This is a genomic window from Paraburkholderia sp. BR10141, assembly GCF_056155635.1.
Genome location: NZ_JBMIQH010000010.1, coordinates 152,994 through 179,014 on the forward strand (window position 1 = coordinate 152,994; position 26,021 = coordinate 179,014).

A 26,021-nucleotide genomic window follows, 5' to 3' on the forward strand; every position below is an offset into this window, starting at 1 on the left:
GCTTGCTCAGGCCGCCTGTTCGTGCGCAGCATGGGTGGCATGCGCCGTCCTGTGCCCGACTGCGGAGGCGGCGACGAGCGCGTCCTGCGTAGCGTCGGCGGCATCGAATTCAGCAGTGACACGGCCATTCGACATCACGAGAATGCGATCGGACAAGGCCATCACCTCTTCGAGATCGGACGTCACGAACAGCACGCCCAGTCCCCGGCCGGCCAGGTCGCGCATGACCTTGAAAATGTCCGCCTTCGCGCCGACGTCGATGCCGCGGCTGGGCTCGTCCATCAGCAGCACTTTTGGCGTGGTCATCAGCGCACGCGCGATGACCACCTTCTGCTGGTTGCCGCCGGAGAGCGAACTGACCGGCAGCCGCCAATCGGCGACCTTGATCGCGAGGTTGCGAATGTAATCGAGCACCGAGCGCTGCTCGCGCCGCGGATCGATGTGGAAACCTCGCGCATGTGCCGCGAGACTCGAGAGCGTCATGTTCTCGCCAATCGACATGATGGGCAGCAGCGCGTCGGCCTTGCGGTCCTCGGGAATGAGCGCAAGGCCCTGCACGACGCGTCCCGCGATCGGCTTGCCGTCGAGCGCCTTGCCGCCGAGCACCACGCTGCCGGTTGCGTGCGCATGCACACCCAGAATGCATTCGAACAGCTCGGAGCGCCCCGCCCCCATCAGTCCGTAGATGCCAACGATCTCGCCCGCGTGAAGCGACAGTGAGACATGATCCACGAGCAAGCCGCTGCCCTTGCGCGGCAGCGTGACGTCGCGCAGCGTCAGCACCTCGGCGCCGCGCGTGTGGCCGACGGGGCGCGAAAAGTCCTTCGTTTCGCGGCCCACCATTTGCCGCACGATCCACGGCACGTCGATCTGCGCCATCGGCTGATGGCCCGTGATGAGGCCGTCGCGCAGCACCGTGATGTAGTCGCCGATCCTGACCAGTTCTTCGAGCCGGTGCGAGATGTAGACGATCGACACGCCCTGCGCCTTCAGCTCCGCAATCACGCGAAACAGCACGGCCACTTCCGCCGCGCTGAGCGCCGAAGTGGGTTCGTCGAGGATCAGCACGCGCGCATCGTGGGCGAGCGCCTTCGCGATCTCCACGAGCTGCTGCTGCCCGATGCGCAGATCCTCGACCAGCGTGTCGGGGCTGAGGTCGAGTTCGAGCCGCGCGAGCAACTCGCGCACTTTCTCGCGCTGTGCGTCGGCGTCGATATCGATGCCGACACGCGTGATTTCGTGCGCGATGAAGATGTTCTCGGCGATCGTGAGGTTCGGAAACAGGTTGAGTTCCTGAAAGACGATGCCGATGCCGAGGCGTAGTGCCTCTGCGCTGCTAGCCGGTGCGACTGGCTTGCCGTCCAGCACGAGCTTCCCGCTGGTCGGCTGCTCCGCGCCCGCGATGATCTTCATGAGCGTGGATTTTCCCGCGCCGTTCTCGCCCACGAGCACATTGACTGCGCCCCGTCGCACCGAGAAGTTCACACCCTTCAGTGCAACCGTGCCGGGATAGACCTTGGTGACGTCCTCGACCTGGAGGATTACGTCGGCATTGCTGGCGTCGGTCATGACTTGCCCCCGACCGTGACCGCGAGCGGTACGATCTCCGGCTGGTCGCTCGACGAGTCGTACGAGAACGCACCCGTCACCGTAATCGGCTTGCCTTTGAGATCGTTGCGCGGCAGCGGCTTCATGACGTGATTCGCCGCGTACGCATTGAGCGCCGTGCCGAATTGCGCATACTCGATCTGGTTGCGGAAATTGCTGAACGAAATGAAATCGAGCGAATCGCGCAGCGTGGTCCCGAGCACCGTCGGACCGATGTCGACAATCACGCTGGCCTGCCCGCTGCCGTCGACGTCCACGCCCACGGTGCCCTGACTCGACTGTGTGTCCACGTCCACGATCGTGCCGTGCAGCGTGGTCGGAAAGTTCCACGGCGCGCCATCGTCCTTGCCGCGGTAGCCGTACTTGTGGCCGGCGGCGTCGGGGTCCGCCTTGATGGCATCGCGCAGCGTCCGATAGTCCACTGCGCGCTTTTCGATGTCGGGCACGATCTTCGTACTCCACATCGACGCCACCATGGCGTTCGGGTCGTAGCCCGCCGACGCATAGTTGTCGTGCGATCCACCCGAGCCCTGCAGGTCACTGTTCTTCACCAGCTTGCAGCCGTGCAGCGCGCCGCTCGCCACCACGGCGATGACCGCGTACCGAAGCACTCCCATGCATAACCCCATCTGGTTACGGATGTCCTTGCGGAGCGCGCCGCGCCCCGCTCGTGCAATGCTTGTGCTACCGATGCGCGCCTTAACGCAAGGCGAACATGTCGAGCTTGCTGGCGTTCGTCTTCGTGATGAGCGAGCAGTTGATGAGCTGCTTTTCGGGTTTGCCCGTCGCGCCGGTCTTCAGATACTTGTCGGCCTGATCGACCGCGTCGTTGGCCGCTTCGGCCGCTGGCTGCAACACCGTCGCGCGGATCTCGCCACGCTTGATCGCGTCACGCACATCATTGCTGCCGTCGAAGCCCACCACGATGATGTCGTTGCGCTTCGCAGCTTTCAACGCGGCTGTTGCGCCCATCGCCATGGTGTCGTTGCCGGCTATCACGCCCTTGATGTCGGGGTGACTCTGCAGGATCGATTCCATTACCGAATAGGCTTCAGTCTGACTCCAGTTCGCCGATTGACGCTCGACCATCTTCATGTTCGAAAACTGGTCGATCACATCGTGATAGCCCTTCGAGCGGATGCCGGCATTGATATCCGCCTCGCGGCCGACGAGCTCCACGTAGTTGCCTTTCTCGCCCATCGCCTTGACGAAGGCGCGCGCGCCGAGCTGCGCACCCTGGTAGTTATTCGAAACAATCTGCGAGATCGCGATGCCGGTCGCGTTGATTTCACGATCGATCAGGAACGCGGGAATTTTTGCGTCCTTCGCCTTCTTGACTGCGGCGATGGACGCCTCCGAGCCGGCGTTGTCGAGAATGATCGCCTTCGCCCCGCGGGCGATGGCGGTGTCGATGAGTTGTGATTGCTTATTGGCGTCGTCGTCGTGGACCAGCACGATGGTGTCGTAGCCGAGCGCCTTGGCGCGCGCGTTCGCCGTGTCGGCTTCCGCCTTGAAGAAGGGATTGTCGTGAGAGGGGGTGATGATGGCGATGAGATTGGCCGCTTGCGCGACGCCCGCCGTGCCGAGAACCGCAAATGACATCAACGTCGACGCAAGCCAACGCCTGGGTGCCTTCATGATGCTGTCTCCTGTCTGGTTAAACGCCTTTGTCTGACTACAACCAGCTGACGGTCGTGATTGCCTTTCAACACTCATCACTTATGCCGTCATGATGTCATCATACCAGTAGGCAGGAACTCCGCTATGTTTTTAGATCCAGGGTTTTCTCTCATCTCGCACAAGTGGCAGAATCGGCACTTATCTCCTGCCCAGGTTAAAGATTGATGGGTCCAGGGCCCGCTCGGCGCGCGGCCCGCTTGCGCGCCCATCGCGCGCCTTCTACGCTTTTTATTCCACTTCCCGCTTCCGGCCTGCAATGAAGTCCCATCGGCATACCATCTTCACGGCGCTCCTCGCGGCCGCCCTGTTCGGCATCACCACCCCGCTCGCCAAGGCGCTGCTCGGCAGCGTGTCGCCGTTCATGCTCGCGGGACTCTTCTATCTCGGCAGCGGCTCGGGGCTCGCGGCCGTCCTGGTGTTACGCCGCTTGTCGGCGCGCCGCAGCCATTCAGCCGCCACGCAGGAGCCCGCACAGGACCCGCTGCGCCTGGCCGAACTGCCATGGCTTGCCGGTGCGATCGCCGCGGGCGGCGTGGCGGCGCCCGCCCTGCTCATGCTCGGCCTGAACACCACGCCCGCCGCCACGAGCGCGCTGCTGCTGAACCTCGAAGGCGTGCTGACGGCGCTCATCGCCTGGGTCTGTTTTCGCGAAAACTTCGACGCGCAGATCGCGCTAGGCATGCTGGCGATCGTGGCGGGCGGCGTGCTGCTCTCGTGGCCCGGCGCGCATGCCGGCGCCGTGTCCGGCATCGCGCCCGGCGCGCTGCTCGTCGCGCTCGCGTGCCTGTGCTGGGCCATCGACAACAACCTCACGCGCAAGGTCTCCACCAACGACGCGATGGTCGTGGCCTGCACCAAGGGGCTCGTGGCCGGGCCGGTGAATATCGGCATTGCGCTCGCCGCGGGCGCGCACTGGCCCGCCTGGCCGGCGGTCAGCGGCGCCATGGCCGTGGGTTTCGCGGGCTATGGCGTGAGCCTCGTGCTCTTCGTCGTCTCGCTGCGCCATCTCGGCACGGCGCGCACCGGCGCCTATTTCTCCGTGGCGCCGCTCTTCGGCGTGGCGCTGTCACTGCTGCTGTGGCCGGAGCGCCCGGCGCTCGCCTTCTGGCTCGCGCTCGCGTTGATGGCGTTCGGCGTATGGCTGCACGTGCGCGAACGTCACGACCACCCGCATACGCACGAACCCCTCGAGCACACCCACGCGCACCGGCACGACGAACACCATCAGCACGAGCACGATTTCGCGTGGGACGGCTCGGAGCCGCACACGCATGCGCACCGTCACGCGCCGATCACGCATAGTCACGCGCACTATCCCGACGTGCACCATCGGCACGCGCATTGAGGGCGGCACGCGTCGCGGTGCTTCCCTCGCAAACGACGTCAAGATTTCCCAGGACCGCCGCGCGTGGCACGCGCACGATGCACTCGCCACACAAAACGAAGGAGACAAGTGCGATGGCTACCGTCTACCGGGACGTTCCCGTTGAAGCCTCGGCGCAAGATGTCTGGGCCGCGCTGCGCGATCCCGCCAACGTCGACCGCGTGTTCGCCGGCGTGCTGACCGATGCGCGCATGGAAAACGACGTGCGATGGGTGACGTTCGTCGACGGCACCGTGATCGAGGAACGCGTGATCGGCGTCGACGATGCCCGCATGCGCCTCGCCTACACCGTGTGCGGCGGACGCTTCGAGCATCATCACGCGACGCTTCAGGTGATGCCGGACTCATCCGATTCGCCCCAACGTTGCCGCGTGGTCTGGATCAGCGACTTCAAGCCCGACGAGCGGATCCAGATGGTCGAGCCGCTCACGGATGCGGGCTGCGCGGCGCTCCAGCGCAATCTGGCCCGGAGTTGAGGGTGGCGGCCGGGCGGAAGTCGTCTACTGTCTGAAAAGACGCAGCACGCCCGCCCGCGCTTCTGCGCCGCGCGTCCTGGAGGCCGGTGTCGCTCATGGCAATGGTCGGATTCTTTTGCGGCCACGCGGGCCAAATTCGATTGCGGTTGCCGGGCTTGACAGTTAGTTGCGCAAATGAGGCGCGGCCGGACTGACAAAAAGCACAACCCAGGCGCCGAGCTGCCGCGAAACACACTGTGCGACGGCGCCCATACCGGCACGCCAATTGCGGTCACAATAGTGTCAGATGAGTCGACACCGGGAGCCGCAATGCGGGTAGGTAAATTAACGTTGGCCGTGCGCTGCATCGCCGTCTGCGCGGGCCTTGCTGGAACGCCCGCGGCACACGCCGCCGGCACCTTCGACGGCGACTGGAACGTGACGCTCACGTGCCCCAAGGGCGCCGGCGACACACCGGCTTACCGATATCAATTCCCCGTCGAAATCCAGCAAAACGTCCTCCACGGAGAACACGGCGAACGGGACGCGAGTGGCTGGCTCACGCTGGACGGCAAGCTCGAACCGGACGGTTCTGCCACACTCGTCGCCCAGGGCCTGACTGCCACATCGCCGCACGCCAACAATCGAGCGCCCTATTCGTATGAGGTCAGCGCACAGTTCGACGCGACTTCAGGCAGCGGCTCGCGCACGACCGCACGCAAATGCGACTTTGTGTTCGTAAAGGAATGACTGGCGAGGATGGCTGGCGGCCTGAGCGAATTGGCGCCAGAAAAGAAAAAGCCCGCTGAGAGAGCGGGCTGAATCCATATCAGGAGGAGACATGGAGGAGACGGGTTAAGTATAGGGTTTTCCCCTAATCTGCGCAACTGCTTTTTTCACGAGCTTGCCGCGGCCTGTTTCGACCTCAATCGGCGCGCTTCTCCCGCTGAACCGCGCCGAAATGGAACGCAAGAAAAAGCCCGATGACGAGCGCGCCCGCGAGTAGCGCCGCGACGTCCTCGCGCGTTGCAGGTTGCTCGAGACGTCCAGCGCCCAGCGCGATTGCGATCGCGATATTCACGAAGCCCCAAACCACGTTCACGATGGGCGACGAGTCGCCCCGCCCTCGGGGACGGGCGAAGGGCGTGGGAAAAGGCAGCCCCTGCAGGCCGGAAGCCAGATGTGGAATCGCGTTGCAAAAGAACGCGCCAGCGAAAAAGAGCCACACGTACGGCATGTCATAACCTCGAACGTTCAAACGGGAAGGGGCAGCGTGATGGCGGCAACGGCGGGCGGCAACGGCGGCGATCGCCGCCGCGCCGAAATGCGAGGACAGCCTCGCAAATCATGGTAGTGGGTAGCCTCTCATAAGTCAATTGACCGGCGAGCGGTCGGGACGCACCCTTTCATGTCGGCGTGTTCTTGCGTCTGGCCGACAAAGGCATCCCGCGTGCTAATATGCGAGGAATTCCTCTCATATCCTCGCATTTGAAGATAACGCCATGACGTCATCCACACCCGTTGCGCAAGCCGCTCGCGGCATCGAGCCCAAACGCGAAAGGGGCCGCCAGCGCGTGGCCGCGATCCAGGACGCCGCTGTCGCCGTTTTCACGGAGAAGGGTTACGACGCCGCCACCATGACCGAAATTGCGGCGCGCGCGTCGACGGCGATCGGTTCGCTGTACCGCTTCTTCCCGACCAAGGAGGCGCTGGCCGAAGCGCTGTTGCTGCGCTACGCACTGCAGGCGAAGAACGGACTCGCCGAACTGGAGCAACAGGTTCCGGAGATGACGCTCGAGGCCGTCGCCGATGCGCTCGTCGATTTCATGCTGCTGTTGCAATCGCAACGCAGCTTTGCCGTTGCACTCGTCGACGCCCGCAGCGGCAGCGACGACCATCGCAGGCGCTTTCGCGAAGCGATGCGCGGCGGCGTTGCCGACATCCTGAGCCGCGCGATCGCGCATCTGAAGCCGGCCAAGGCAAAAGTCATGGCGATCGTGCTGATTCACATGCTCAAGGGCGTCGCCAGCATCGCCAACGAAGAGCCATCGGCGCGCGCCGTGCTGATGGCCGAACTGCGCGATCTCGTGCGCCTGTATCTCGTTGCGGCTGCGGAGCGCGCCGACGGCAAATAGCCGCCACCGGGAAAAGCGGCTTCAGGCGCGCATGATCTTTGTGCGCTACCATCGCTGCATGTCCGAACCACCGCTACCCGCACGCGCGGCTGCCGTGCCGCTTGCCGACACGGCGCAGCCCCCAGGCCCCTATGCCACCGCATTGGCGGCTGTGATCGCGCTGCTCGCGTGGGGGGCGCTCGCCGCGCAAACCGACATTACGATCCAGCGCATGGTGCTGCGCGGTTTCGACACGTTCGAGGCCATCGGCAGGCTTTCGGCCTACCTCACCAATCTCACGGTGCTGCTCGTTGCGCTCACCTTCACCTGCATCGCACTGCGCGTGCGCACGTGGCCGGCACGCTTGCTCCGCGCTCCGGGCAGCGTGAGCGCGGTTACGGTGTATATCGTCTTCGTTGGCATTGCTTATAATCTGCTGCTGCGGCATCTCTGGACGCCGCACGGTTATCGCGCGCTGCTCAACGAGAGCCTGCATAGCCTGATCCCGCTGCTATGCGCCGCGTATTGGCTCCTGTTCGTGCCGCGCTTCACCCTGACTGCTCGCGACCGCCTCGCCTGGCTCGTCTATCCGCTGGGCTACCTTGCCGTCACCTTCTGGCGCGGCAGCGAGACTGACTTCTACCCCTATCCATTCATCGACGTCGCTCAGCTCGGCTATGCACATGTGCTCGTCAACAGCGCCTTGCTGCTTGCCGCCTTCATGGTGCTGATGACGGTCTTCGTGACGATCAACGCACGCAGGCGCCCTGCCGTCGTCGCAAACGAGGCCCTCGCCGTCACCGACTTGCGGCGCCCTGACTAACTCCTGGCTTCCCGATCGAACCCATGCCCGTCTATATCGCCCTGCTACGCGCCGTGAATGTCGGCGGAACCGGCAAGCTTCCCATGCCCGAACTTCGGGGCATGTGCGAAGCGCTCGGGTTCGCGCAAGTGCGTACCTATATCGCGAGCGGCAACGTGGTGTTCGAGAGCCGGCTGGCCGAAGCATCGGTGAAAAAGAAGCTCGAGCAGAGCCTCGAGGCTTATGCAGGCAAACCCGTCGGCGTGGTGGTGCGTACGGCTGCCGAATTGGCCGCCGTATTGCATGACAACCCCTTTCCCGCTGGCGCGCCTGATCGCACTGTCGCGATCTTTCTCGACACGCCGCCGCCCTCGGACGCGTTCGACAACGTGAGCGGTCAGCAGGCGGAAGAATTCCAGCTGGGCGAGCGCGAAATCTACGTGTTTTACAAGGACGGTATCGGGCGCTCGAAGCTCAGGATCGCTGCGGCGAAGGCCGGAACCGCGCGCAACATGAATACCGTGGCGAAGCTTCTGGAGATGGCGCAAGCGTAGGCTGCCCTTTTAAGCACGGCCCAAGCCCCTACTTCAACGACCAAAAGAGCGTTGTATCGTGAGTTACGAGCGGAGTTTTTTCAGGCCGGTGTTAGCGTAGCGTAAATGCAGCGACGCATCGCAGTCGATACAATGTGTGTCCCACTACGCGTCACCCTTTTCCAGTCGCCGGCGTCAACGTCCCCTGCCGAGCCTCCCCACTCGCCTGCGCCGGATCGCCTTCGCTCGTATCGTGCAGGCGGTCCGGGATGAACAGCGCCATCACGCCGCTCAGGAAAAACACCGCGCCGACCACAAGAAAACCCATGCCGATCGAAAACTGCGTAGCGATATAGCCGATCACAATAGGCGCCGCGCCCGAACAGAAGCGTCCCACGTTATACGAGCCGCCCACCGCCGTGCCGCGAATGCGCGTTTCGAAGCTCTCCGACATGAAAGTCCCGATCGTGCCCAGCGGCACGCCGTAGAGAAAACCGAATACGAGCATCAGCCACGCAATGTTCTCGCGGGTATGGAACAGCACGATCACGGGAAGAAAGACAGCAGCACCGATACAGCCCAGCACATACACGCCGCGCCGGCTCCAGATGTCACCCAGCCAGCCCGCCACGATCTTGCCGATGAACGCCACAACCCACGTCGCGGTCATATACCCCGTCATCGAGCTGAATTTGATATGCAATTCGCTTTCCAGATACGTGGGCAACCAGTTGTTCAAGCCATAGAACCCTGAAAGCGCAAACACGGACGCGAGCGACCAGAAAATGAACATCCTGCGTGCCTCGCGGTCCGCGAAAATCAACGCGTAGCGGTTGTCGTGCCAGCGGCGGCCGCTCGGGCGAGCCGCGGCCTCGCTCATGCGCCAGCTCGGCGGCTCGGGCACGAAGAAGTGAATCGCCAACGCGAGCAGCACGGGCGCCGCCGCCACATAAAACAACGTGCGCCAGCCGTAATGCGGCAGGATCCACGTGCTGAGCGCGATCACTGTGATATAGCCTGCGGAGATCGCCGTTTGGAGCACGCCGAGTATCAGCGAGCGTCGCGCCATGGGTACGTATTCGGCCACGAGCGTACTCACCAGCACCATGCAGCCAATGCCCATCGAGCTGATGAAGCGCACGACCGCGAATTCCAGGAAGCTGTGCGTGAAACCGAGCAGCCCCGCGCCCACCGAGAACAGCACCATCGCCCAGACCACCACGCGCACGCGCCCGAGCGAGTCGCTCGCCCAGCCGCCAAGAATGCCGCCAATCGCCATGCCGAGCAGCGTCAGGCTGCCGAGCGCACCCGCCTCGACATTGGTCAAGCCGAATTCACTCTTGATACGCGAAAGCGTGAGGCCGTACATCATGACGTCGGCACCGTCGACGAGCAGCGCGAGATAGCCGAGCGCGAAGACGAGTAGCCAGCGATTGGCGGTTCCGGTGGATGTCGTTGTGTTCATCGACAAGGGTCCTGCGTTCAGAGACTTGCATGGGCCGCAAAAGACATGCCATCTGCGACGAGCGCGGGCGCGAGAAACGCGCCGAGCAGCAGGCCCGTTTCTTCATGTTGCGCGGTGTACCAGCCCTCCACGTGCGTGAGGTTCATCGTCCCGACGCAGCGGCCGTCATAGGCAACCGGTATGTTCAGTATCGAGCCTAGCCCCATCGCCGTCATTACCGCGTGATCGTCGAAGGCTTCGCGCAGGCCCTCTGGCGTCGTGGCGCGAAACGGTTCGAGATCCGAAAGAATGCGCTGCGCCCAGGGCGTGCCGCTTTTCCGCTTGCGTCCGCCCGGCGGGTAGACGTCGGGCATGTTCGTGAACATGCGCTCCACCTCCTGGTTCCTGGCGTCGTAGGCCATGATCGTGAAGAGGCGAAAGCCGATGGCTTCGGCGGCGACGGCGCACACTTCGCGGAAAATCGCGTCCGGTTGCCCGGGCTGGCGCATGACGTGCGAAAGGCGCGCGAGCGCGGCAAGTTCGCGTTGGAGTGCGTAGGGTTCGTTCGCGAGGGAAAGGGGCGTTTGCATGGGGCGTACGAGAGTGAGAGTGGCGCGTGCTCAGCCTCGCAGCCCGTCGCGGGCAAGCGGCTTGTGCGCATCGAACTCCGCCTGCGCGCCGCTCGCCTCGATGTCTTCGAGCGAGCGATTGCGGGTTTCGATGCCGAGGAAATACACGACGCAAGCGCCCGCCAGCAGCACGGCGGTCGTCATGGCGAACACGCCGAAGAAGCCGAACGCCGGATACACGAGACCCACCAGAATGGGCGCGCTTACCGAGCCGATGCGACCGAACGAAGACGAAGATCCCGTGCCGGTCGTGCGTACGGCCGTCGGGAATACCTCCGGCGTATAGGCATAGACGCCCGCAAATGCGCCATTCATGAAGAACGAGAGGCACACGCCCGCCACCGTGATCTGCACGCCCGTATGCGAGAAAGCCAGCGCAATCGCGGCGAGCCCGCCAAGCGTCATGTAGGAGGCCACGACCCCCTTGCGCCCGATCCGCTCATTGAGCCACGCCGCCGAGAAATAGCCAGGAATCTGCGCACCGTAGATGGCAATCGAATAGCCGAAGCTCCTGGTGAGCGTTAGGCCTTCTTTGACGAGCAGGCCAGGAATCCACGAGAAGAACGAGTAATACGCGAAGGCCACGGAGAACCACATCAGCCAGCTCACCGCCGTCGTGCCCACGAGCCGGCGCGAAAACAGTGTCAGCACGTTTTGCAGCGCACTGCCGCTGCCCTGCGCGGCGGCGGGAATCGCGCCCACCGAGCCGAGCGGCGCCAGCGCAATGCCCTCCTGCTCGTAGCGCGACTCGATCGCCCGCACGATGCTGTCGGCTTCGGCGGAGCGTCCGCGGCTTTCGAGCCAGCGCGGCGACTCTGGCAACGTCCTGCGCCACCAGAGCAGCATCACGACCGGCAGCGAGGTCAGCACGGCGAGATAGCGCCAGCCGTCCGCGAAATTGCGCACGACGGTATAGCCAAGAATCGACGAGCTTAGATATCCGAACGACATGAATCCGACCAGCGCGCCGCAGAACATGCCGCGATAGCGTCGCGGCACGAATTCCGCTAGGAACGGTGCGATGACGACCGTTTCTGCGCCCGAACCAAACCCCGCGAGCATGCGCAGCGCGAAAAACGTATGCCAGTCGTGCGCCGTGGCGCTCGCCATGGATGCGGCGCAGTAGATGGCCAGCGCGCTCATCATGATGCGGCGGCGGCCAATTACGTCGGCCAGCACGCCCGAGAGAAACGCGCCGAAAAAATAGCCGATATACGTGCTGCTGGCGACGAGTCCCGTTTCGGCGCTCGTCAAATGCCATAGCTTGCTCACGACCGGCAGCAAAAAGGCGAGCGACGAAGAGTCCAGCCCGTCGAACATATAGCCGAGCCCGCCGATCAACAGCAGTTTGCGATGGAAGCCCGCGAGCGGCAGTCGTTCGAGTCGGGCGGCGACGGTGGACATGGTGGGTCGGTTCCGGTTGAGCGTGGCGCGTGGTCAGCGGCCGATCGCATAGGCCTGCATCTGGCGCGGCGTGGCCGCGCCGCGCATGAGCCCGTTGCGCATGCCCACCGCGCACACGCGCCCGAGCCCCCATGGCTCGGCCACCGTGAGAGCGTGGCCGCGCGCGCGCAATTCGGCGAGCGTGGCTTCGGGAAAGCGCGACTCGGCCGACATCTTGCCGAGCTGCATCGAGCGCGGATAAAACGAGCCGGGGAAATGCGCGGTCTGGAACGAGGGGGAATCCACGGCGGCCTGCAGGTTCATGCCCGCATGCACGTGCCGCAAGAACAGCTGCATCGACCATTGATCCTGCTGATCGCCGCCCGGCGTGCCGAACGCCGCATAGGGCTCGCCCTCGCGCGTGACGAGCGTGGGCGAGAGTGTCGTGCGTGGACGCCGGGCCGGCCCGAGCGACGAAGGCAAGCCCTCTTCCATCCAGAACATCTGCGCGCGCGTGGTGATGTTGAAACCGAGGCCGGGGACCGCCGGCGACGCCTGCAGCCAGCCGCCCGACGGCGTGGCCGAGACCATGTTGCCCCAGCGATCGACCACGTCGAGATGAACGGTATCGCCGCGCAATTCGGGCAGCGGTGCGAACGTCGGCTCGCCCTGCCCGAAGCCGCCCGGCTGCTGGCGCCCTGCGTTGGCGAGGATGCGCGCCGCGCGCGCTTCGCTGTCGAGAAGCGGCCCGGGGCGGAATTCGAACGAGGCCTTGTGCGGATCGACGAGACGGCGGCGCGCGTCGTTGTACGCGTCGCTCAGCAGCGTTTGCATCGGCACGTCGGCAAAGTGCGGGTCGCCATAGAACACGTCGCGGTCGGCAAACGCGAGCTTCGACGTTTCGATGACCGTGTGCACGAAATCCGCACCGAACGGATCCATCGCGTCCAGATCGAAGCCCTTGAGCAGCGCGAGTTGTTGCAGGAACATCGGCCCCTGGCCCCACGGTCCTGTCTTGTGCACGCGCAGGCCCGCGTAGTCGTACGAGAGCGCTTCCTCGTAGGTGGGCTCCCAGCGTGCGAGATCGTCCGCATCGAGCAGGCCGCGATTGCGAAGACCGGATGTGTCGAGCACGTCGGTCGAGCGGAAATACTGGTCGATCGCGTCGGCCACGAAGCCGCGGTAGAACGCCGAGCGCGCGAGTTCGCACTGCTCCGCGCGGTCGCTTTTCGCGCTCGCCTCCCGCAGGATGCGGCGGTACGTGGCGGCAATGGCGGGATTGGCGAACAACGCGTTCGGAGCGGGGGCGTCGCCGTCGCGCAGCCATTGCTCGGCGGAGGTCGTCCATTCGCTGAGGAAAAAGTCCTTGATCGCGAGAATCGACGCGCACATGCGCGGCAGCACCGGATAGCCGTTCTCCGCGTAGCCGATCGCGTAGCTCAGCACGTCTTCGAGCGGCAGTTGCCCGTAGTCGCGCAGCATCATCATCCATGCGCCGAACGCGCCGGGCACCACGGCGGGCAGCAGGCCGGTGCCCGGCACGACTTCGAGCCCGAGCGCGCGCATGCGTTCGATCGTCATGGTCGCCGGCGTCACTCCCTGGCCGCACAGCACGCGCACACGGTCTTCCCTTGCGCTGTAGAACACGACGGGCAACTCGCCGCCGGGGCCGTTGAGATGCGGCTCGACGATCTGCAGCACGAAGCCGGCAGCAGCAGCCGCATCAAACGCGTTACCGCCCTTCTCGAGCACCGCCATCGCCGACGCGCTGGCGAGCCAATGCGTGGACGCCACCATCCCGAAGGTCCCGATCAGCTCCGGACGCGTTGTAAACGACATCTTCCACTCCCTGGGTGAAAGGTTCGGCCCGTAGTCGAACCTTTCTAGATTGGTTCCAAAACCTTTCACGATCAGCATACGAAGGAAGATTTTTGGCTGCACCCCGTGTTAACCCTGTAAATCTATGGAGTACCGTGGATTACGTCGATTTGACGAGCGCACGGTTGCGCGGCGCAGCACAACTGATAGAATCAAACCAATTAATATTGGTTCACGCTACATCATGGAAAGGTCCGTGCTCGACAGTCTGCTTGCCTACATCGCACAGCACCGCTTGAAAGACGGCGACGCGTTGCCTCCCGAACGCAAGCTCGCCGAGGACCTCGGCGTGAGCCGCCGCGAACTGCGCACGGCGCTCGCCTCGCTGGAGGCATCGGGCCGGATCTGGCGCGGCGTGGGCCGCGGCACGTATCTGGGCGCGCGGCCGCTGAAGTTCGCGCCCACGCTGCGCGGCCTGCGCTCGCGTACGAGCCCGGCCGACATCGCGGAGATGCGCCTCATGTTCGAGCCGGCATTAGCCGGGCTTGCCGCCGCCAAGGCCACGCCCGAGGATCTGGCTGAACTGGAGAAGTGCGCGAAACGGAACGCGACGGCAAAAAACGATGAGGAGTGGCAACTATGGGACCAGCGCTTTCATCTGCTGATCGCACAGGCCTCGCGCAATCCCGCGATCATTGCCCTGATGGAAGTGATCAACGGCATGCGGGTCAAGCCTACCCAACGTGAAAAGACCACGGATCAGGCCACGCGCCATCATTTCGCACAGCAGCACCAGTCCATCGTCGAGGCAATTCTCGCGCGCGACGGCGAAACCGCCGCGCGTTGCATGCGTGAGCATCTGCTGAAGGTCCAGGGGTACGGCTCGCCGCATTGACGGAAGAAGCTACGGCGTTCCGCGCGCTTACTTCACGGTGGAAGCCGCCGCCTTGCACGTGACGGCATCCTGTTCGCCCGTGCCGCCGCTGCAGCCGATCGCGCCGATCACCTTGCCGTCCTCGACGAGCGGAAAGCCGCCGGGCGAAGCCACGAGGTCCGGCACGAGCGTGGCAACGTAGGCATGACCGCTCTCGAACTGGTTATAGAAAACGCGGGTCTCGCGGCGAAAGCGTGCGGACGTGCGCGCCTTGTTCTGCGAAACCTCGACGGAGGCGTATTGCGCGCCATCCATACGCTCGAAGGCAACGAGATCGCCATGCGGATCGACCACGGCGATGTTCATTTTCCAGTCGTGCCTGCGTGCCTCGGCTTCAGCAAGCCCAAGCAGATGCTTCGCTGCATCAAGCCCGATAGGCGAACCGTAAGGAATGTCGTAAGGCATGCGCTCGGGCACGGCAGCCGCTGGCGGTGCGGAAGCTGACGTTTGAGCCTGCACCGAGGTTACAAAGACGAGACAGGCCGCGCCTGCGATCTGAACAGAGTGATGCATTGCACACCCTCCTTCATCGGCGGGCCAAGGCGTTACGCGCGTGCAGCCCTTGCCAGTCAACATACTCGCGCGATACGCCTTGTGCAAGGCCGATGAATCAGCCCTCCTTACCATCGACACGCGGCGCCACCAGCCAGCCTGCGTAGCGATAACAATAGGCTGCGAACGCAACGACCCAGCACGCACCCGACGCTTCGATCCAGAACGCGAGCCACTGCGGCGCGAGCCAGGGTCCCGCCACGCGAATCAGCGCGGCAAGCACGAGCAACACATAACAGGCGATATCGAAGCCGCCCACCATCAGTTTGCGACCCGTGTGTCCGCGCGCCGTGCGTGTGATCATCGCCATGATCGCGCAGCCGATAGCGCCCACCGTGAACGCGTGAATGGCGAGCGTATGCGCGACCGAACCCATTGCTGCGAGCGCGAGCAGCACAAAGCCGACGGGGATCCAGGCATAGGCGATGTGCAGGATAGTCAGGATCGGCCGGTTGCCGACGCGCCACGAACGCCAACCCCAGATTCGCGTACCTTGTGCGCACGCCGCCGCGAGCGCGGCGATCGCAACGAGCACGCCGGAGCCGAGCGCGGCGTCGAGCACGAACGCCAGCGCGCTGAGCGGCATCACCGCGCGCTCGACCGCGTTCCAGCGTTGTGCCGCGTAACGGGGCACGGCATTGGCCGTGAACGACGGGATGATGCGCCCGCCGATGATCGTGATGAACAGCACCAGCATGCCCACGGCGAGATACGCGCTGTGCAGCGCCCAGTCCGCGCGGCCCGCCAGCATCGAAAGATGGAACGCCACATTCAGCGCGGCGAGCATGCCGAGCGCGACCGGCAAGAAGATGTTGTGGCTGTTCCTGGCGCCGATGAGCACGCGCAGCAGCACGAGCGCGCATGCGGGGAGAAAGAGGCTGTCGACCACGGCGGCGACGCCGGACGGTGCGTAAGCGACGGTGATGCGCCCCGCGAGCCACAACAGCCACAGCGCCGCCAGCGACTTGCCCTGCGCCGGCGTGATCGACGTCCACGCGCGCACCGCGGTCAGCAGAAAACCCGCCACGATCGCCGCGCCGAAGCCGAAAATCATCTCATGCGCGTGCCAGAACATGCCAGGCAGGTAGGAACTGAGACCCGGCAACGGATGGCCGGCATACGCGGCCATCCAGGCCAGCAGCGCCGCGCCGCCAAAGAGCGCGCCACCAAGGTAGAACGGCCGGAAGCCGAGCGCCCACAGCGCGAAACCGCCGCGGGCCGCGGGGGTGGGTTTTTCGATTCGAAAAACGGTCATGATCGCTCTCGCCAATACATTCATTTTCAATGCATCTTATATGGACTGACTGAGAATTGCCGCTGGGAAATTGAATGGTGCAGCACAAAAGCAATTGAAAAGCCAGCGAAAAAACCCGAAAACCGGCGTCGGGCGTGGACCATAGACATGAAAATCTGAAAGAGCGGTGTAATGTCGCGCCCCATTCCCTCCTCAAAGACAGCCTGGATGGTCGTCTCCCATTTTTGTTACTCGCTGAACGCCTTCGCCCTAAAACGTCGACCGCGATCAGGTCATCCCACCCGATTCGGCGATTGCGCATCCCGCTTACAAGCTGAAGTGCTTTTTTTGTGCGCGATAAAGCTTGGCAGAGCTTGAAAGGGTTTTGCTCTCCCCCTCCTTCGAAGCTTCGCGCAAAAATAAATCGATCGCTGTAACCGGCCCACTGCATCGCGCGAATTAGCTGGTGTATCCGCGACGGATACCTCAAATCTCAATCACTGGAGAACGTCCATGTCCGCAAAGACCACTGTTAGTTCCGCCCTGCTTGCAGGCGCCGTTGCCAGCCTGCTGGCTTCAGTCGCACATGCCGCACCGCTCACGAAGGAAGAGATGAACGCCGCCGTCGCCGCGCACAAGGAGAAGTGCTTCGGCGTCGCGCTGAAGGGGCAAAACGACTGCGCCGCCGGTCCCGGCACGACCTGTCAGGGAACCTCGACGGTCGACTTCCAGGGCAACTCGTGGAAGTTCGTTCAGGGTGGCACCTGCGCGAGCATCGTCGTGCCAGGCGGTGGCCACGGCTCGCTCACGCCGATCAAGTCCTGATCGCTACGACCACGAAAGAGAGGGGACGGTCATGAGCACTCCCATGCAATCAGCGGCGCGGTCCGGCCGTCCCCTTCGCATGGCGCCCGGCGCGGCTGCGCTAGCAGGCACCAGCTACAAGCGTGAGCATCTCGCGGCGATTCTCGAAGACGGTCTGCAGGACGGCTTCTTCGAGGTGCACGCCGAGAACTATATGGGCGCAGGCGGTCCGCCGCACCGCGCATTGAGCGCGATCCGCGAGCGCTATCCGGTCTCGCTGCATGGCGTGTGCATGTCGATCGGCGGACCGGACCGGCTCGACGCCGGCCATCTCGCGCGCTTTGGCGAGCTGGTCGCGCGCTACGAACCCGCACTCGTTTCCGAACACCTCGCGTGGTCTTCGCACGGCGGCACGTTCTTCAACGATCTGCTGCCACTGCCTTACACGAAGGCGACACTCGATAAGGTCTGCGATCACATCGATCAGATGCAGGCAGCCATTGGACGTCCGATGCTGCTCGAGAATCCGTCGACGTACGTGGCATTCGCCTCGTCGACGATGAGCGAAACGGAATTCATCCGTGCGGTCGCGCAGCGCACAGGCTGCGGGCTGCTGCTCGACGTCAACAACGTTTTCGTTTCAGCGACCAATCACGGCTATCCGGCACACGCGTACCTCGCGGACTTTCCTCTCGAATACGTCGGCGAGATTCACCTGGCCGGCTACAGCGAGCAGCACGACGACGAGCATGCGCCACTGCTCATCGACAGCCACGACCGCGCCGTCGCCGATCCGGTCTGGGCGCTCTACCGCGACGTGATCGCACGCACCGGGCCCATACCGACACTGGTGGAATGGGACAGCCAGTTGCCTGCGTGGCCCGAACTGCGCGCACAAGCATTGGCGGCCCGGCGCATCGCTTCCGAATTTTTTCTCAACAATACATCGGAGTCCGACGCATACCTCAAGGAGCGTGCCCGCCATGAAGCCTGAACCATCCGCGAGCGACTACGCGACGGCCTTCGCGCCGGGACTGACGAACCCCGACCTCGCCGCACCGAATGGTGTCGTGGCGGCGCACGGCAAGGGCGTCGTGAAGCGCTACAACGTCTATCGCAACAACGTCACGGTCAGCCTCATCGATGCGCTGGCCGCGATCTATCCCGCCGTGCAGCGCATCACGGGCGTCGAGTTCTTCCGCGCGATGGCGCGCTGTCACGTGCGCGCTACGCCACCGGCTTCGCCGCTCCTGTTCGAGTACGGACGCGATTTTCCGTCGTTCATCGAAACCTGGGAGTACGCGCGTGACATGCCGTGGCTTGCGGATACGGCACGCATCGAGCGCGCGTGGCTCGACGCCTACCACGCCGGGGACGCCACACCGCTTGCGGCCGACGCATTCGCGGGCGTCGATGCGGATTCGCTAGCGCAACTGCGCTTTGTCCCGCATCCGGCTACTCGCATCGTGCGCTCGCGCTACCCGGCCGCCGCGATCTTCGCGATGAACCGGACGCCCGGCCCCGTCACCCCGCTGCATTCGAGCGATGCGGAAGACGCGCTCGTCACGCGGCCCGATTACGACGTGATTGTCTCGCGCCTGCCCGCGGGCGGCGCTGCGTTTCTGCTCGCACTCATCGAGGGCATGCCGCTCGGCGCCGCCGCGCAGGCAGCCTTCGAGGAGAGCGCCGCCTTTGACCTGCCGGCCAGCCTGGCCGCAATGATTTCGGCGGGCGTGTTCGCCGCCGTTCAACCAGGAGCGTAACCATCATGCAAACTCGACAGGACTCCAGACCGTCTTTCGCGGGCAACGTCGCGCACGCGATCGGGTGCGCCCGGCGCTTCATCGAACGGCTCGCACAACCGTCGTTCGTGCAACTCGTGCTGCGCATTGCGCTTGCGGTGCCTTTCTGGAAATCGGGCATCCTCAAGTGGCACGGGTTCCTGCAGCTCAACGACACGGCCATCGATCTCTTCACCGACGAATTCAAGCTCCATCTGCCCGGCGGTCCGTATCCGTTTCCCGCGCCGGCCCTCTTCGCGTTCCTCTCCGCGTGCGGCGAGGTCGGTTTCCCGGTGCTGCTCGTGCTCGGGTTCGGCACGCGCTTCGCGGCCGCAGGATTGCTGCTGATGACCTGCATCATCGAGCTGACGGTGCCGGACGGCTGGCCGATCCACATCACGTGGGCCGCCATGGCGCTCGGCATCGCCGCCTGGGGCCCCGGCGTGATATCGATCGACTACCTGCTCGGAGACCGCGCGTACCGGTCATGAAAACGCGAGAGCTGGTCACCCGGCTCGCGAGCGACGTGTCGCCCATCGAGCGCAACGCCGGCCCAAGGCGGCTCACGCGCGCACTGCTGCACGGCCTCGCCGGTAGCGCGGCCCTGCTGGTTGCGCTGTACGGCGTGCGCAGCGACATGCCCGAGCTGATCCTCACGACGATGTTCTGGGTGCGCCTCGCGTTCCCGCTCGCGATCATCGCCGCGGCCGTGGCGCTCGCCGAGCGGCTGGGCCGCCCCGGCGCGCACCTCAGGCTCGCGGGGCTCGCGGCGGCGCTGCCGGTGGCCTCCATGCTGCTCGCCGCCGGCAGCGTTCTGCTGGCGACGCCGCCGGGCTACCGGCTCGAGTTGATGCTCGGCACGACATGGCGCACGGCGACGGCGAACGTCGTGCTGCTCTCGCTGCCCTCGCTCGCTGCGATATTGCGCGCGATGAAGCAGCTCGCGCCGACGCGCCTCGCCCTGGCCGGCGCAGGCGCGGGTCTGCTGGCAGGCGCGCAGGGCTTGCTCGTCTACTCGCTCTATTGCTCGGAGATGGCGGTCCCGTTCTGGGGAGTCTGGTACGTGCTCGCCATCGTCATCACGACTGCAGTCGGCGCGGCCGTCGCGCCGCGTTGTCTGCGCTGGTGAGATTCGCGTCGACGCCGCATGCGCCGTGATGGTTCGTTCGAAAGGGTGCCGTATGTTCTGGAACGCCTTCAAACCGCTGATCCGCTTCGCGCCCAAACTACGTGCGCTTTGCATGCCTTGGCTGCTTCTTGCCACTCGCGTCTGGTTTGGGCAGGTCGTGCTCGTGCATCAGATCATGACCATGGCGCAAGGCAATCACAGCGGCTCAACCGCCGCCGGATTGCATGCGCCGTCCAGCGTGGAGGCAGCGCTGCACGGTATCGTGCCGCTCCTGCTCACCGCTGGCCTGCTGACCCGGCCCATCGCGCTTGCGTTGCTCGTTGGCGGCTACGGATCGATCGCCCTCGGCCCGGACGGCACAACGCTTGTTTTGCTCGCCTGGCTGGTCGTGCTGGGTCCGGGAACATTCTCCCTCGACGCGATGTTGGCGCGAGGCCTGGCGTGGGCGCCGCTTGGGCCGGCCCGACAGGTCAGGACATGCTATGAGCTGATCGAGCGATATGTGTCACCTGTGCTCCTGCTCGTCTCGCGCGCAGGCATAGCGGCGTCGCTCAGTCTCGCCTCCGCATTGACGCCTACCCTATTCGGGCGGGCTGCCCATCAAGGTCTTGCGGCACTGTTCGCCTACCCCACATGGATCGCTGCGCTGCTCGCATTCTGCATCGCCTTCGGCTGCTTGACGCGGCCGGCGATGTTCATCTATGCCGCCATGGTTCCACTCGCTGGCATCGCCATGTCCATGGACGACCGGCTGGCTATGCTTCTCCTGCTGCTTATGTTTGTCGCCACGGGGCCCGGCGCCATCTCGGTGGATCATTGGCTCGCCCGCTGGGTGCTCGACCGCCCGGACAAAGAAGAAGGCACGCTGGACGAGTGTCCGCATGTCGTGGTGGTCGGCGGCGGCTTTGGCGGGATCGAGACCGTTCGCGGCCTGCGCAATTCGCGCTGCCGGATCACCCTCATCGACCAGCGGAATCATCATCTGTTTCAACCGCTGCTCTATCAGATCGCGACAGCAGCGTTGTCGCCCGGCGAAATCGCGACGCCGATCCGGAGCCTCTTTCGTGGCCAGCGAAATGTCCAGGTCCGTCTGGGAAGCGTCACAGGCATCGACACCGCCGCCCGCGAAGTGCTGATCGGCGCAGCCAGCCTCAAATTCGACTATCTCGTACTCGCGACCGGCGCGCGTCACAGTTACTTCGGCAACGATCACTGGGCGCCTTACGCGCCCGGGCTCAAGAGCATCGAGGACGCGACCTCGATCAGGAGCCGTCTGCTGCGGGCATTTGAAGAAGCGGAAACGGCCGCCGACGAAGCAGCCCGTGCCGCGTGGCTGACGTTCATCATCGTCGGCGGAGGACCGACGGGCATCGAGCTGGCCGGCGCCATCGCGGAACTGGCGCACCACGGGATGGATCAGGAATATCGCACGATCGATCCGTCGACCTCGCGCGTCATTCTGGTCCATGCCGGCCCTCGCGTTCTGCCGACGTTCCCGCCTTCCCTGTCTGCCGCCGCGGAACGTTCCCTTCGCAAGCTGGGGGTCACGATCTACCTCGATACCAGGGTGCTGGGCGTCGATCAGAAGGGCGCCGACCTCGGCAAGGATCGCATTGCATCCCGAACCATCTTGTGGGCTGCCGGAGTGGCAGCGTCTCCGGTCGCCCGATGGCTAAACCAGCCAGAGGACGCGTCCGGACGAATCAAGGTGAACGACGATCTCTCCGTTCCGGCCGCAGAAGGCATCTATGCGATTGGCGACGCCGCTGCGAGTCTGGGCTGGAACGGAGCAGCGGTGCCGGGGTTGGCGCCTGCCGCCAAACAGCAGGGAAGATATGCAGCGCGCGTGATCGACGCACAGCTTGCGGGTCGCCGTCCGCCTCCGCCGTTTCGATACAAGCATTTCGGCAGCCTGGCAACGATCGGGCGTCAGGCCGCGGTGGCAGAAATCGGCCCCATCCGCATGTGGGGTGCGCCAGCGTGGTGGTTCTGGGGCGCCGCACATATCGCGTTTCTCACCGGAGGGCCGAACAGGGTGAAGGTCATGCTGGATTGGCTCTGGGCCTATGTCACCTACCGACGCAGCACGCGACTCATTACCGATCCGGCTTCCGACAGACCGTCGAGTTGATATCCGCTGTGCGCCCACCTCAGGCAACTGGCAATCAAAGCGTCACTGGGTCGAGTGACGGTTGAGGGTGGCTGCGGGCAGCATATGGGTTAGGCCGTAGGCGGCCAGAAGGAGCCATTCGCCGGAGCGTCCTTGCGACGATTGAATCGTCTGTTCCTATAGAGGTAACGGACTGCCATGACGAATCCAACCTCGCTTCTCAACCGCGCAAGTCGTAGCCAGCGGCCAAATAACGCAATGTGATGGAGCGTTGCGATTTGCACACCTTGCGAACGGTGTCGCGCTCGGATATGGGGCCTCCTTGATGCGCGTTCCAAGATCGCGAGTTTCGACTGCTGCGCCAGCCTGAATGGATTGCGCGGGAGGCCGTCCTCCAGGTGCGGCGAATCCCTGACCTCACGCTTCGAACCGCTCGGCCATGCGTAGCAACATCGCGACAACCATGACCATGCCGGGAACGAGATAAGCGGCATGTTGATGGACTCGGGTGAGGAAGGAAGCCGTGAAAATGACGGCTAGTACCCATACGCCCGCGAGATGCAGCTTCTTCCAGTTGGCCGGACCGATCAGACGCGCCGGCATTGCGAACGATGTGACCGTCAGCAACAGAATCATCAAATAGCCGATGGAGCCCGGTATGTTTGTCGCGGGCGTACGCCCCACCCAGAATGCCTCGGGCGCTGTCCTGATGTAGATAATGAGCGCCGTTGCGTGAAAAAATTGCGAGGCGGCGAACGACAATCCGATAAACCGCCGCTCCCTGACCAGCGCGCGGGTTAGCGCCGACGGGACGAGTCGCGCAAACGATGTGGCCAGGAAGACCGCCAGAAACAGGATAAAGGACGTGCGAGCCGTTGCTCGTATCGCGTATTGCAGCGATGCCACGCGGTCCGGCGCTATTGCAGAGGACACCGTGGCGAACAGCGCAACGACGATAGTTAGCATACCGAATAGCTTCCAGCGTGTCATTGAGATCGTTCCAGGATGATTGTCAGCTTGACGACATGATGTGAGAGTCGCCATCTCCACCGATTGGCCGGCCCGTACAGGCGTGAGAACTGAAGTGGCTCAGAGACTACGCGGACCAAACCCCGAATACGAGCGCAATCGGCTGATCTGTGGCGGCGCAAGATAGCCGGTCTTGACCAAAGGAAGTTCGCCGAGGAGTTGTCTCAGGCCGTCTTCGTCATCTGCTTCCGAAATCATGCAGGCTCCCCCTTCTGCCCTCAGCCATACCTGCCGAACTATTCCGGAGGCGTAAAGACGGCGGACAAACTCGGCCTCCGCCTCGACCTCTTCATTATGAGGGGACATGGAAGATGCGTTTTCGGAACGGGAAATCATCACGAGGTATTGCATGTTGCTCTCCAGGGTATGGCACTGCGATCAGGTGGGCTTCGTACGAACGATACGAACAACTTCCGGGCTTGCTGCCTCAGAATTGTACATATGATTTTCATAGTAGCAATCTTTTATCTCGAGTGTAAACCGGTCATATTCAACAAAAACGCTGCGCAATCCCGTACACATGAAATGGGATTTATGCCTAACTTGACGCTATGTTTTTCATATATACAATGCCGAAACAGAGAGTCCTCATCTCCGGCCGTACCGGCGTCGCAAGTCGCACGCGCGTCCGGATGAGAGGGCGAGCTGTTTCAAGTCAGCGTTCTGGTATGAACCCCTTCCGGAGAAATGCAATGAGCCGCGTCGCCTACGAGGCCAGATCAACCGCACTGCTGTTCGTCGACCCCTTTAACGACTTCCTCTCCGAAGGAGGCAAAGTCTGGCCCTTCGTCAAGGATGTCGCTGAAGAAGTCGAACTGCTGGAGAATCTGCGACGTATCAACGGAGCCGTCCGCGATGCCGGCGTCCAGGTAGTCTATGTACCGCACCGGCGGTGGCAGCCTGGCGACTATCAGTGCTGGTGTCATCCGAGCCCGAGCCAGCGCAAGATCATGGACGGTCATCACTTCGCGAAGGGCGAGTGGGGCGGCGAATGGCACCCTGACTTCACGCCGCAACGAGGTGACGTCGTGGCGCTCGAACACTGGGGCTCCAGTGGTTTTGCCAATACGGATCTCGACTTCCAGCTCACGCAGCGTCGCATCACGCACGTGGTGATCGTCGGCCTGCTGGCCAACACCTGCATAGAGGCTACGGCGCGATATGCAACGGAGCTTGGTTACCACGTGACGCTCGTGAAGGACGCAACGGCCGCTCTCAAGTGGGAAGCGATGCACGCGGCGCATGAGCTGAACGGGCCGACCTACGCACACAGTATCGTGAGCACCTGCGAGTTCCTCGACGCATTGCCCAAAGCCTGATCACGCCTTGCTCTGTAATTCGTCCGACTCCGTCGATACCGCGAATTCCGCGCAATTCCGCCCCTACCTTAGCGAAGGCACCCATGATCTCCCCGCGCCAGGTCTTTCTGATGGCACTTTGCTGCGCGCTCGCGGTCTCGCCGATCTACTACCATCAGCCGCTGCTGCCGCAGATCGCATCGACCTTCGCTGTGTCGTCGGCGCGTGGGAGCCTCATCGCCACCCTTACCCAGCTCGGCTATGCGATGGGACTACTGCTCTTCGTCCCGCTCGCCGACGGTGTCCAACCGCGCAAACTCGCTACGCGAGCGATTATCGCGAACGCAGTGGCACTGCTCGCCTGCGTGGCGGCACCGTCCTTCTCCGCGCTGGCACTATGCAGCTTCCTCGTTGGAATGACATCAATCTCCGCGCAAATCATCATCCCGGCAGTCGCGGGCATGGCGACGCCCGAGACGCGAGGACGCGTGGTCGGTTCCCTGCTGGGTGGGCTCTCCTCTGGCGTCCTGCTGGCGCGCACGCTGAGTGGCGTCGTCGGCGCGCTGTGGGGCTGGCGATCGATATTCGTGATCGCTTCCGTCATCGACATTGGCCTTCTGATTGTCATCAGGCAACTGCCCGTGTCGAATGCGCTCGCGGCGATCCGCTATCGCGAGTTGATGCACTCGCTCGCTCGCCTCGTTCGCAAGGAACAGCTACTACGCCTCTCGGCAACGATGGGGTTTCTTGTGTTCGCCGCATTCAGCGCGCTCTGGGCAACGCTCGCGGTACTACTCGCACGAGCGCCCTACCATTACGGCCCGGCCGCGATCGGAGCATTTGGGCTGATCGGCCTTGTCGGTCTTTCGGTATCGCCACGACTGGGCGCGATCGTCGATCGCGTCGGCGCGCGCCATGTTGCAACCGCAGGCGCACTCACGGTCGCCATCGCGTTTGCATTTGTCGCAGCGGGCGCACGCAGCCTGGTGTGGTTGATCGTCGGGATGGTGTTGCTGGATCTGGGCAATCGCGCGAGCTTCATTGCCAACCAGGCGCGGATCTATGCACTGCGGCCCGAAGCCCGCGGCCGCCTGAACACCGTTTTCATGGTTTCGTACTTTCTCGGTGGCGCAGTCGGTGCGGCACTCGGAGGCGCAGGTGCCCTGCACGCTGCCTGGATCGGCCTCGCCGCGATCGGCGCCTTGCTCTCGCTCGCCGCCGTAGTGGTCAATACGCTCGCATACGCACGATCCAGTTCAGCCGTTGCTGACGGGCACGCATGACCCGGCCACCTGAAAAC

Annotated in this window: 27 protein-coding genes; 15 read left to right on the top strand and 12 right to left on the bottom strand. The window is 63.9% G+C overall.

Annotated elements, in window-relative coordinates; all coding sequences use genetic code 11:
• Positions 1-6: 6 nt before the first annotated feature.
• From ACOJB8_RS16485 to ACOJB8_RS16495, 3 genes are all read right to left on the bottom strand, one after another.
• Positions 7-1,569 (bottom strand): sugar ABC transporter ATP-binding protein, encoded by a 1,563-nt coding sequence (locus ACOJB8_RS16485; protein ID WP_475013387.1) that lies wholly within the window; start codon positions 1,567-1,569, stop codon positions 7-9.
• Positions 1,566-2,225 carry a DUF2291 family protein gene (locus ACOJB8_RS16490; protein ID WP_475013388.1) on the bottom strand — a complete coding sequence of 220 codons (660 nt, stop codon included), beginning with the start codon at positions 2,223-2,225 and terminating at the stop codon, positions 1,566-1,568. The genes ACOJB8_RS16485 and ACOJB8_RS16490 overlap by 4 nt, the downstream gene beginning before the upstream one ends.
• Before the next feature lie 82 nt (positions 2,226-2,307).
• Entirely contained in the window at positions 2,308-3,246 is a 939-nt protein-coding gene (locus ACOJB8_RS16495; protein WP_069266464.1) for a D-ribose ABC transporter substrate-binding protein, read from the bottom strand.
• Between the two features lie 298 nt (positions 3,247-3,544).
• Between ACOJB8_RS16495 and ACOJB8_RS16500 the strand changes: the two genes are divergently transcribed.
• The 3 genes from ACOJB8_RS16500 to ACOJB8_RS16510 all read left to right on the top strand — a co-directional run bounded on the left by ACOJB8_RS16500 (position 3,545) and on the right by ACOJB8_RS16510 (position 5,877).
• Complete coding sequence (locus tag ACOJB8_RS16500) at positions 3,545-4,633, top strand: DMT family transporter (RefSeq protein WP_342947315.1); 1,089 nt, start codon at positions 3,545-3,547, stop codon at positions 4,631-4,633.
• Between the two features lie 113 nt (positions 4,634-4,746).
• On the top strand, positions 4,747-5,148 hold the full coding sequence (locus ACOJB8_RS16505) for an SRPBCC family protein (RefSeq protein ID WP_368685236.1): 402 nt from the start codon (positions 4,747-4,749) through the stop codon (positions 5,146-5,148).
• Positions 5,149-5,457: 309 nt separating this feature from the next.
• Entirely contained in the window at positions 5,458-5,877 is a 420-nt protein-coding gene (locus ACOJB8_RS16510; RefSeq protein ID WP_406953424.1) for a hypothetical protein, read from the top strand.
• Between the two features lie 175 nt (positions 5,878-6,052).
• On the opposite strand, the gene ACOJB8_RS16515 is transcribed toward ACOJB8_RS16510, so the two are convergent.
• The gene (locus ACOJB8_RS16515; RefSeq protein WP_342947313.1) at positions 6,053-6,364 is read right to left on the bottom strand and encodes a hypothetical protein; all 312 of its coding nucleotides are present in this window, start codon (positions 6,362-6,364) and stop codon (positions 6,053-6,055) included.
• Between the two features lie 265 nt (positions 6,365-6,629).
• Between ACOJB8_RS16515 and ACOJB8_RS16520 the strand changes: the two genes are divergently transcribed.
• Genes ACOJB8_RS16520 through ACOJB8_RS16530 form a run of 3 tightly spaced genes read left to right on the top strand, consistent with a single transcriptional unit; the run spans position 6,630 to position 8,597 of the window.
• Complete coding sequence (locus tag ACOJB8_RS16520; protein ID WP_475013389.1) at positions 6,630-7,262, top strand: TetR/AcrR family transcriptional regulator; 633 nt, start codon at positions 6,630-6,632, stop codon at positions 7,260-7,262.
• A 58-nt stretch (positions 7,263-7,320) separates the two neighbouring features.
• On the top strand, positions 7,321-8,064 hold the full coding sequence (locus tag ACOJB8_RS16525) for a Pr6Pr family membrane protein (protein ID WP_342947311.1): 744 nt from the start codon (positions 7,321-7,323) through the stop codon (positions 8,062-8,064).
• 23 nt (positions 8,065-8,087) lie between these two features.
• Positions 8,088-8,597 carry a DUF1697 domain-containing protein gene (locus ACOJB8_RS16530; RefSeq protein ID WP_069266458.1) on the top strand — a complete coding sequence of 170 codons (510 nt, stop codon included), beginning with the start codon at positions 8,088-8,090 and terminating at the stop codon, positions 8,595-8,597.
• Positions 8,598-8,748: 151 nt separating this feature from the next.
• Here the strand turns inward: ACOJB8_RS16530 and ACOJB8_RS16535 are convergent, their stop codons facing one another.
• Genes ACOJB8_RS16535 through ACOJB8_RS16550 form a run of 4 tightly spaced genes read right to left on the bottom strand, consistent with a single transcriptional unit; the run spans position 8,749 to position 13,871 of the window.
• A complete protein-coding gene (locus ACOJB8_RS16535) occupies positions 8,749-10,041 on the bottom strand; it encodes an MFS transporter (RefSeq protein WP_368726724.1) in 1,293 nt (430 codons plus the stop codon).
• Positions 10,042-10,058: 17 nt separating this feature from the next.
• Positions 10,059-10,610, bottom strand: a complete 552-nt coding sequence (locus ACOJB8_RS16540; protein WP_475013390.1) for a GAF domain-containing protein — start codon at positions 10,608-10,610, stop codon at positions 10,059-10,061.
• 30 nt (positions 10,611-10,640) lie between these two features.
• Positions 10,641-12,053: an MFS transporter gene (locus ACOJB8_RS16545; RefSeq protein WP_475013391.1), complete on the bottom strand. Its 1,413-nt coding sequence runs from the start codon at positions 12,051-12,053 to the stop codon at positions 10,641-10,643.
• Between the two features lie 33 nt (positions 12,054-12,086).
• The gene (locus tag ACOJB8_RS16550; RefSeq protein ID WP_475013392.1) at positions 12,087-13,871 is read right to left on the bottom strand and encodes a gamma-glutamyltransferase family protein; all 1,785 of its coding nucleotides are present in this window, start codon (positions 13,869-13,871) and stop codon (positions 12,087-12,089) included.
• A 235-nt stretch (positions 13,872-14,106) separates the two neighbouring features.
• Between ACOJB8_RS16550 and ACOJB8_RS16555 the strand changes: the two genes are divergently transcribed.
• Positions 14,107-14,745, top strand: a complete 639-nt coding sequence (locus ACOJB8_RS16555) for a FadR/GntR family transcriptional regulator (protein ID WP_475013393.1) — start codon at positions 14,107-14,109, stop codon at positions 14,743-14,745.
• 27 nt (positions 14,746-14,772) lie between these two features.
• Here the strand turns inward: ACOJB8_RS16555 and ACOJB8_RS16560 are convergent, their stop codons facing one another.
• Positions 14,773-15,297 (bottom strand): heme-binding protein, encoded by a 525-nt coding sequence (locus ACOJB8_RS16560; protein WP_368726728.1) that lies wholly within the window; start codon positions 15,295-15,297, stop codon positions 14,773-14,775.
• Positions 15,298-15,394: 97 nt separating this feature from the next.
• Positions 15,395-16,591, bottom strand: coding sequence for an NnrS family protein (locus tag ACOJB8_RS16565; protein ID WP_475013394.1), 1,197 nt, complete (start codon positions 16,589-16,591; stop codon positions 15,395-15,397).
• Positions 16,592-17,083: 492 nt separating this feature from the next.
• On the opposite strand from ACOJB8_RS16565, the gene ACOJB8_RS16570 reads away from it, so the two are divergent.
• Genes ACOJB8_RS16570 through ACOJB8_RS16595 form a run of 6 tightly spaced genes read left to right on the top strand, consistent with a single transcriptional unit; the run spans position 17,084 to position 22,415 of the window.
• Positions 17,084-17,395 carry a BufA1 family periplasmic bufferin-type metallophore gene (locus ACOJB8_RS16570; RefSeq protein ID WP_069266451.1) on the top strand — a complete coding sequence of 104 codons (312 nt, stop codon included), beginning with the start codon at positions 17,084-17,086 and terminating at the stop codon, positions 17,393-17,395.
• Positions 17,396-17,438: 43 nt separating this feature from the next.
• A complete protein-coding gene (gene bufB / locus ACOJB8_RS16575; RefSeq protein ID WP_475013426.1) occupies positions 17,439-18,368 on the top strand; it encodes an MNIO family bufferin maturase in 930 nt (309 codons plus the stop codon).
• On the top strand, positions 18,358-19,137 hold the full coding sequence (locus ACOJB8_RS16580; protein ID WP_069266449.1) for an HvfC/BufC N-terminal domain-containing protein: 780 nt from the start codon (positions 18,358-18,360) through the stop codon (positions 19,135-19,137). Before bufB ends, ACOJB8_RS16580 begins: the two co-directional genes overlap by 11 nt.
• 5 nt (positions 19,138-19,142) lie before the next feature.
• On the top strand, positions 19,143-19,646 hold the full coding sequence (locus ACOJB8_RS16585; protein WP_083245397.1) for a DoxX family protein: 504 nt from the start codon (positions 19,143-19,145) through the stop codon (positions 19,644-19,646).
• Complete coding sequence (locus tag ACOJB8_RS16590) at positions 19,643-20,284, top strand: DUF1109 domain-containing protein (RefSeq protein ID WP_406953431.1); 642 nt, start codon at positions 19,643-19,645, stop codon at positions 20,282-20,284. The genes ACOJB8_RS16585 and ACOJB8_RS16590 overlap by 4 nt, the downstream gene beginning before the upstream one ends.
• A gap of 52 nt (positions 20,285-20,336) precedes the next feature.
• Positions 20,337-22,415, top strand: a complete 2,079-nt coding sequence (locus ACOJB8_RS16595) for an NAD(P)/FAD-dependent oxidoreductase (RefSeq protein WP_475013395.1) — start codon at positions 20,337-20,339, stop codon at positions 22,413-22,415.
• Between the two features lie 396 nt (positions 22,416-22,811).
• Here the strand turns inward: ACOJB8_RS16595 and ACOJB8_RS16600 are convergent, their stop codons facing one another.
• Both ACOJB8_RS16600 and ACOJB8_RS16605 read right to left on the bottom strand, forming a co-directional pair.
• On the bottom strand, positions 22,812-23,360 hold the full coding sequence (locus ACOJB8_RS16600) for a hypothetical protein (protein ID WP_475013396.1): 549 nt from the start codon (positions 23,358-23,360) through the stop codon (positions 22,812-22,814).
• A gap of 123 nt (positions 23,361-23,483) precedes the next feature.
• Complete coding sequence (locus ACOJB8_RS16605; RefSeq protein ID WP_342947299.1) at positions 23,484-23,774, bottom strand: hypothetical protein; 291 nt, start codon at positions 23,772-23,774, stop codon at positions 23,484-23,486.
• 341 nt (positions 23,775-24,115) lie between these two features.
• Here ACOJB8_RS16605 and ACOJB8_RS16610 point away from each other — a divergent pair, with 341 nt between their 5' ends.
• Together ACOJB8_RS16610 and ACOJB8_RS16615 are read left to right on the top strand one after the other, a co-directional pair.
• Positions 24,116-24,742, top strand: coding sequence for an isochorismatase family cysteine hydrolase (locus ACOJB8_RS16610; protein WP_368726732.1), 627 nt, complete (start codon positions 24,116-24,118; stop codon positions 24,740-24,742).
• A gap of 83 nt (positions 24,743-24,825) precedes the next feature.
• Positions 24,826-26,004: an MFS transporter gene (locus ACOJB8_RS16615; RefSeq protein ID WP_475013397.1), complete on the top strand. Its 1,179-nt coding sequence runs from the start codon at positions 24,826-24,828 to the stop codon at positions 26,002-26,004.
• Positions 26,005-26,021: the final 17 nt, after the last annotated feature.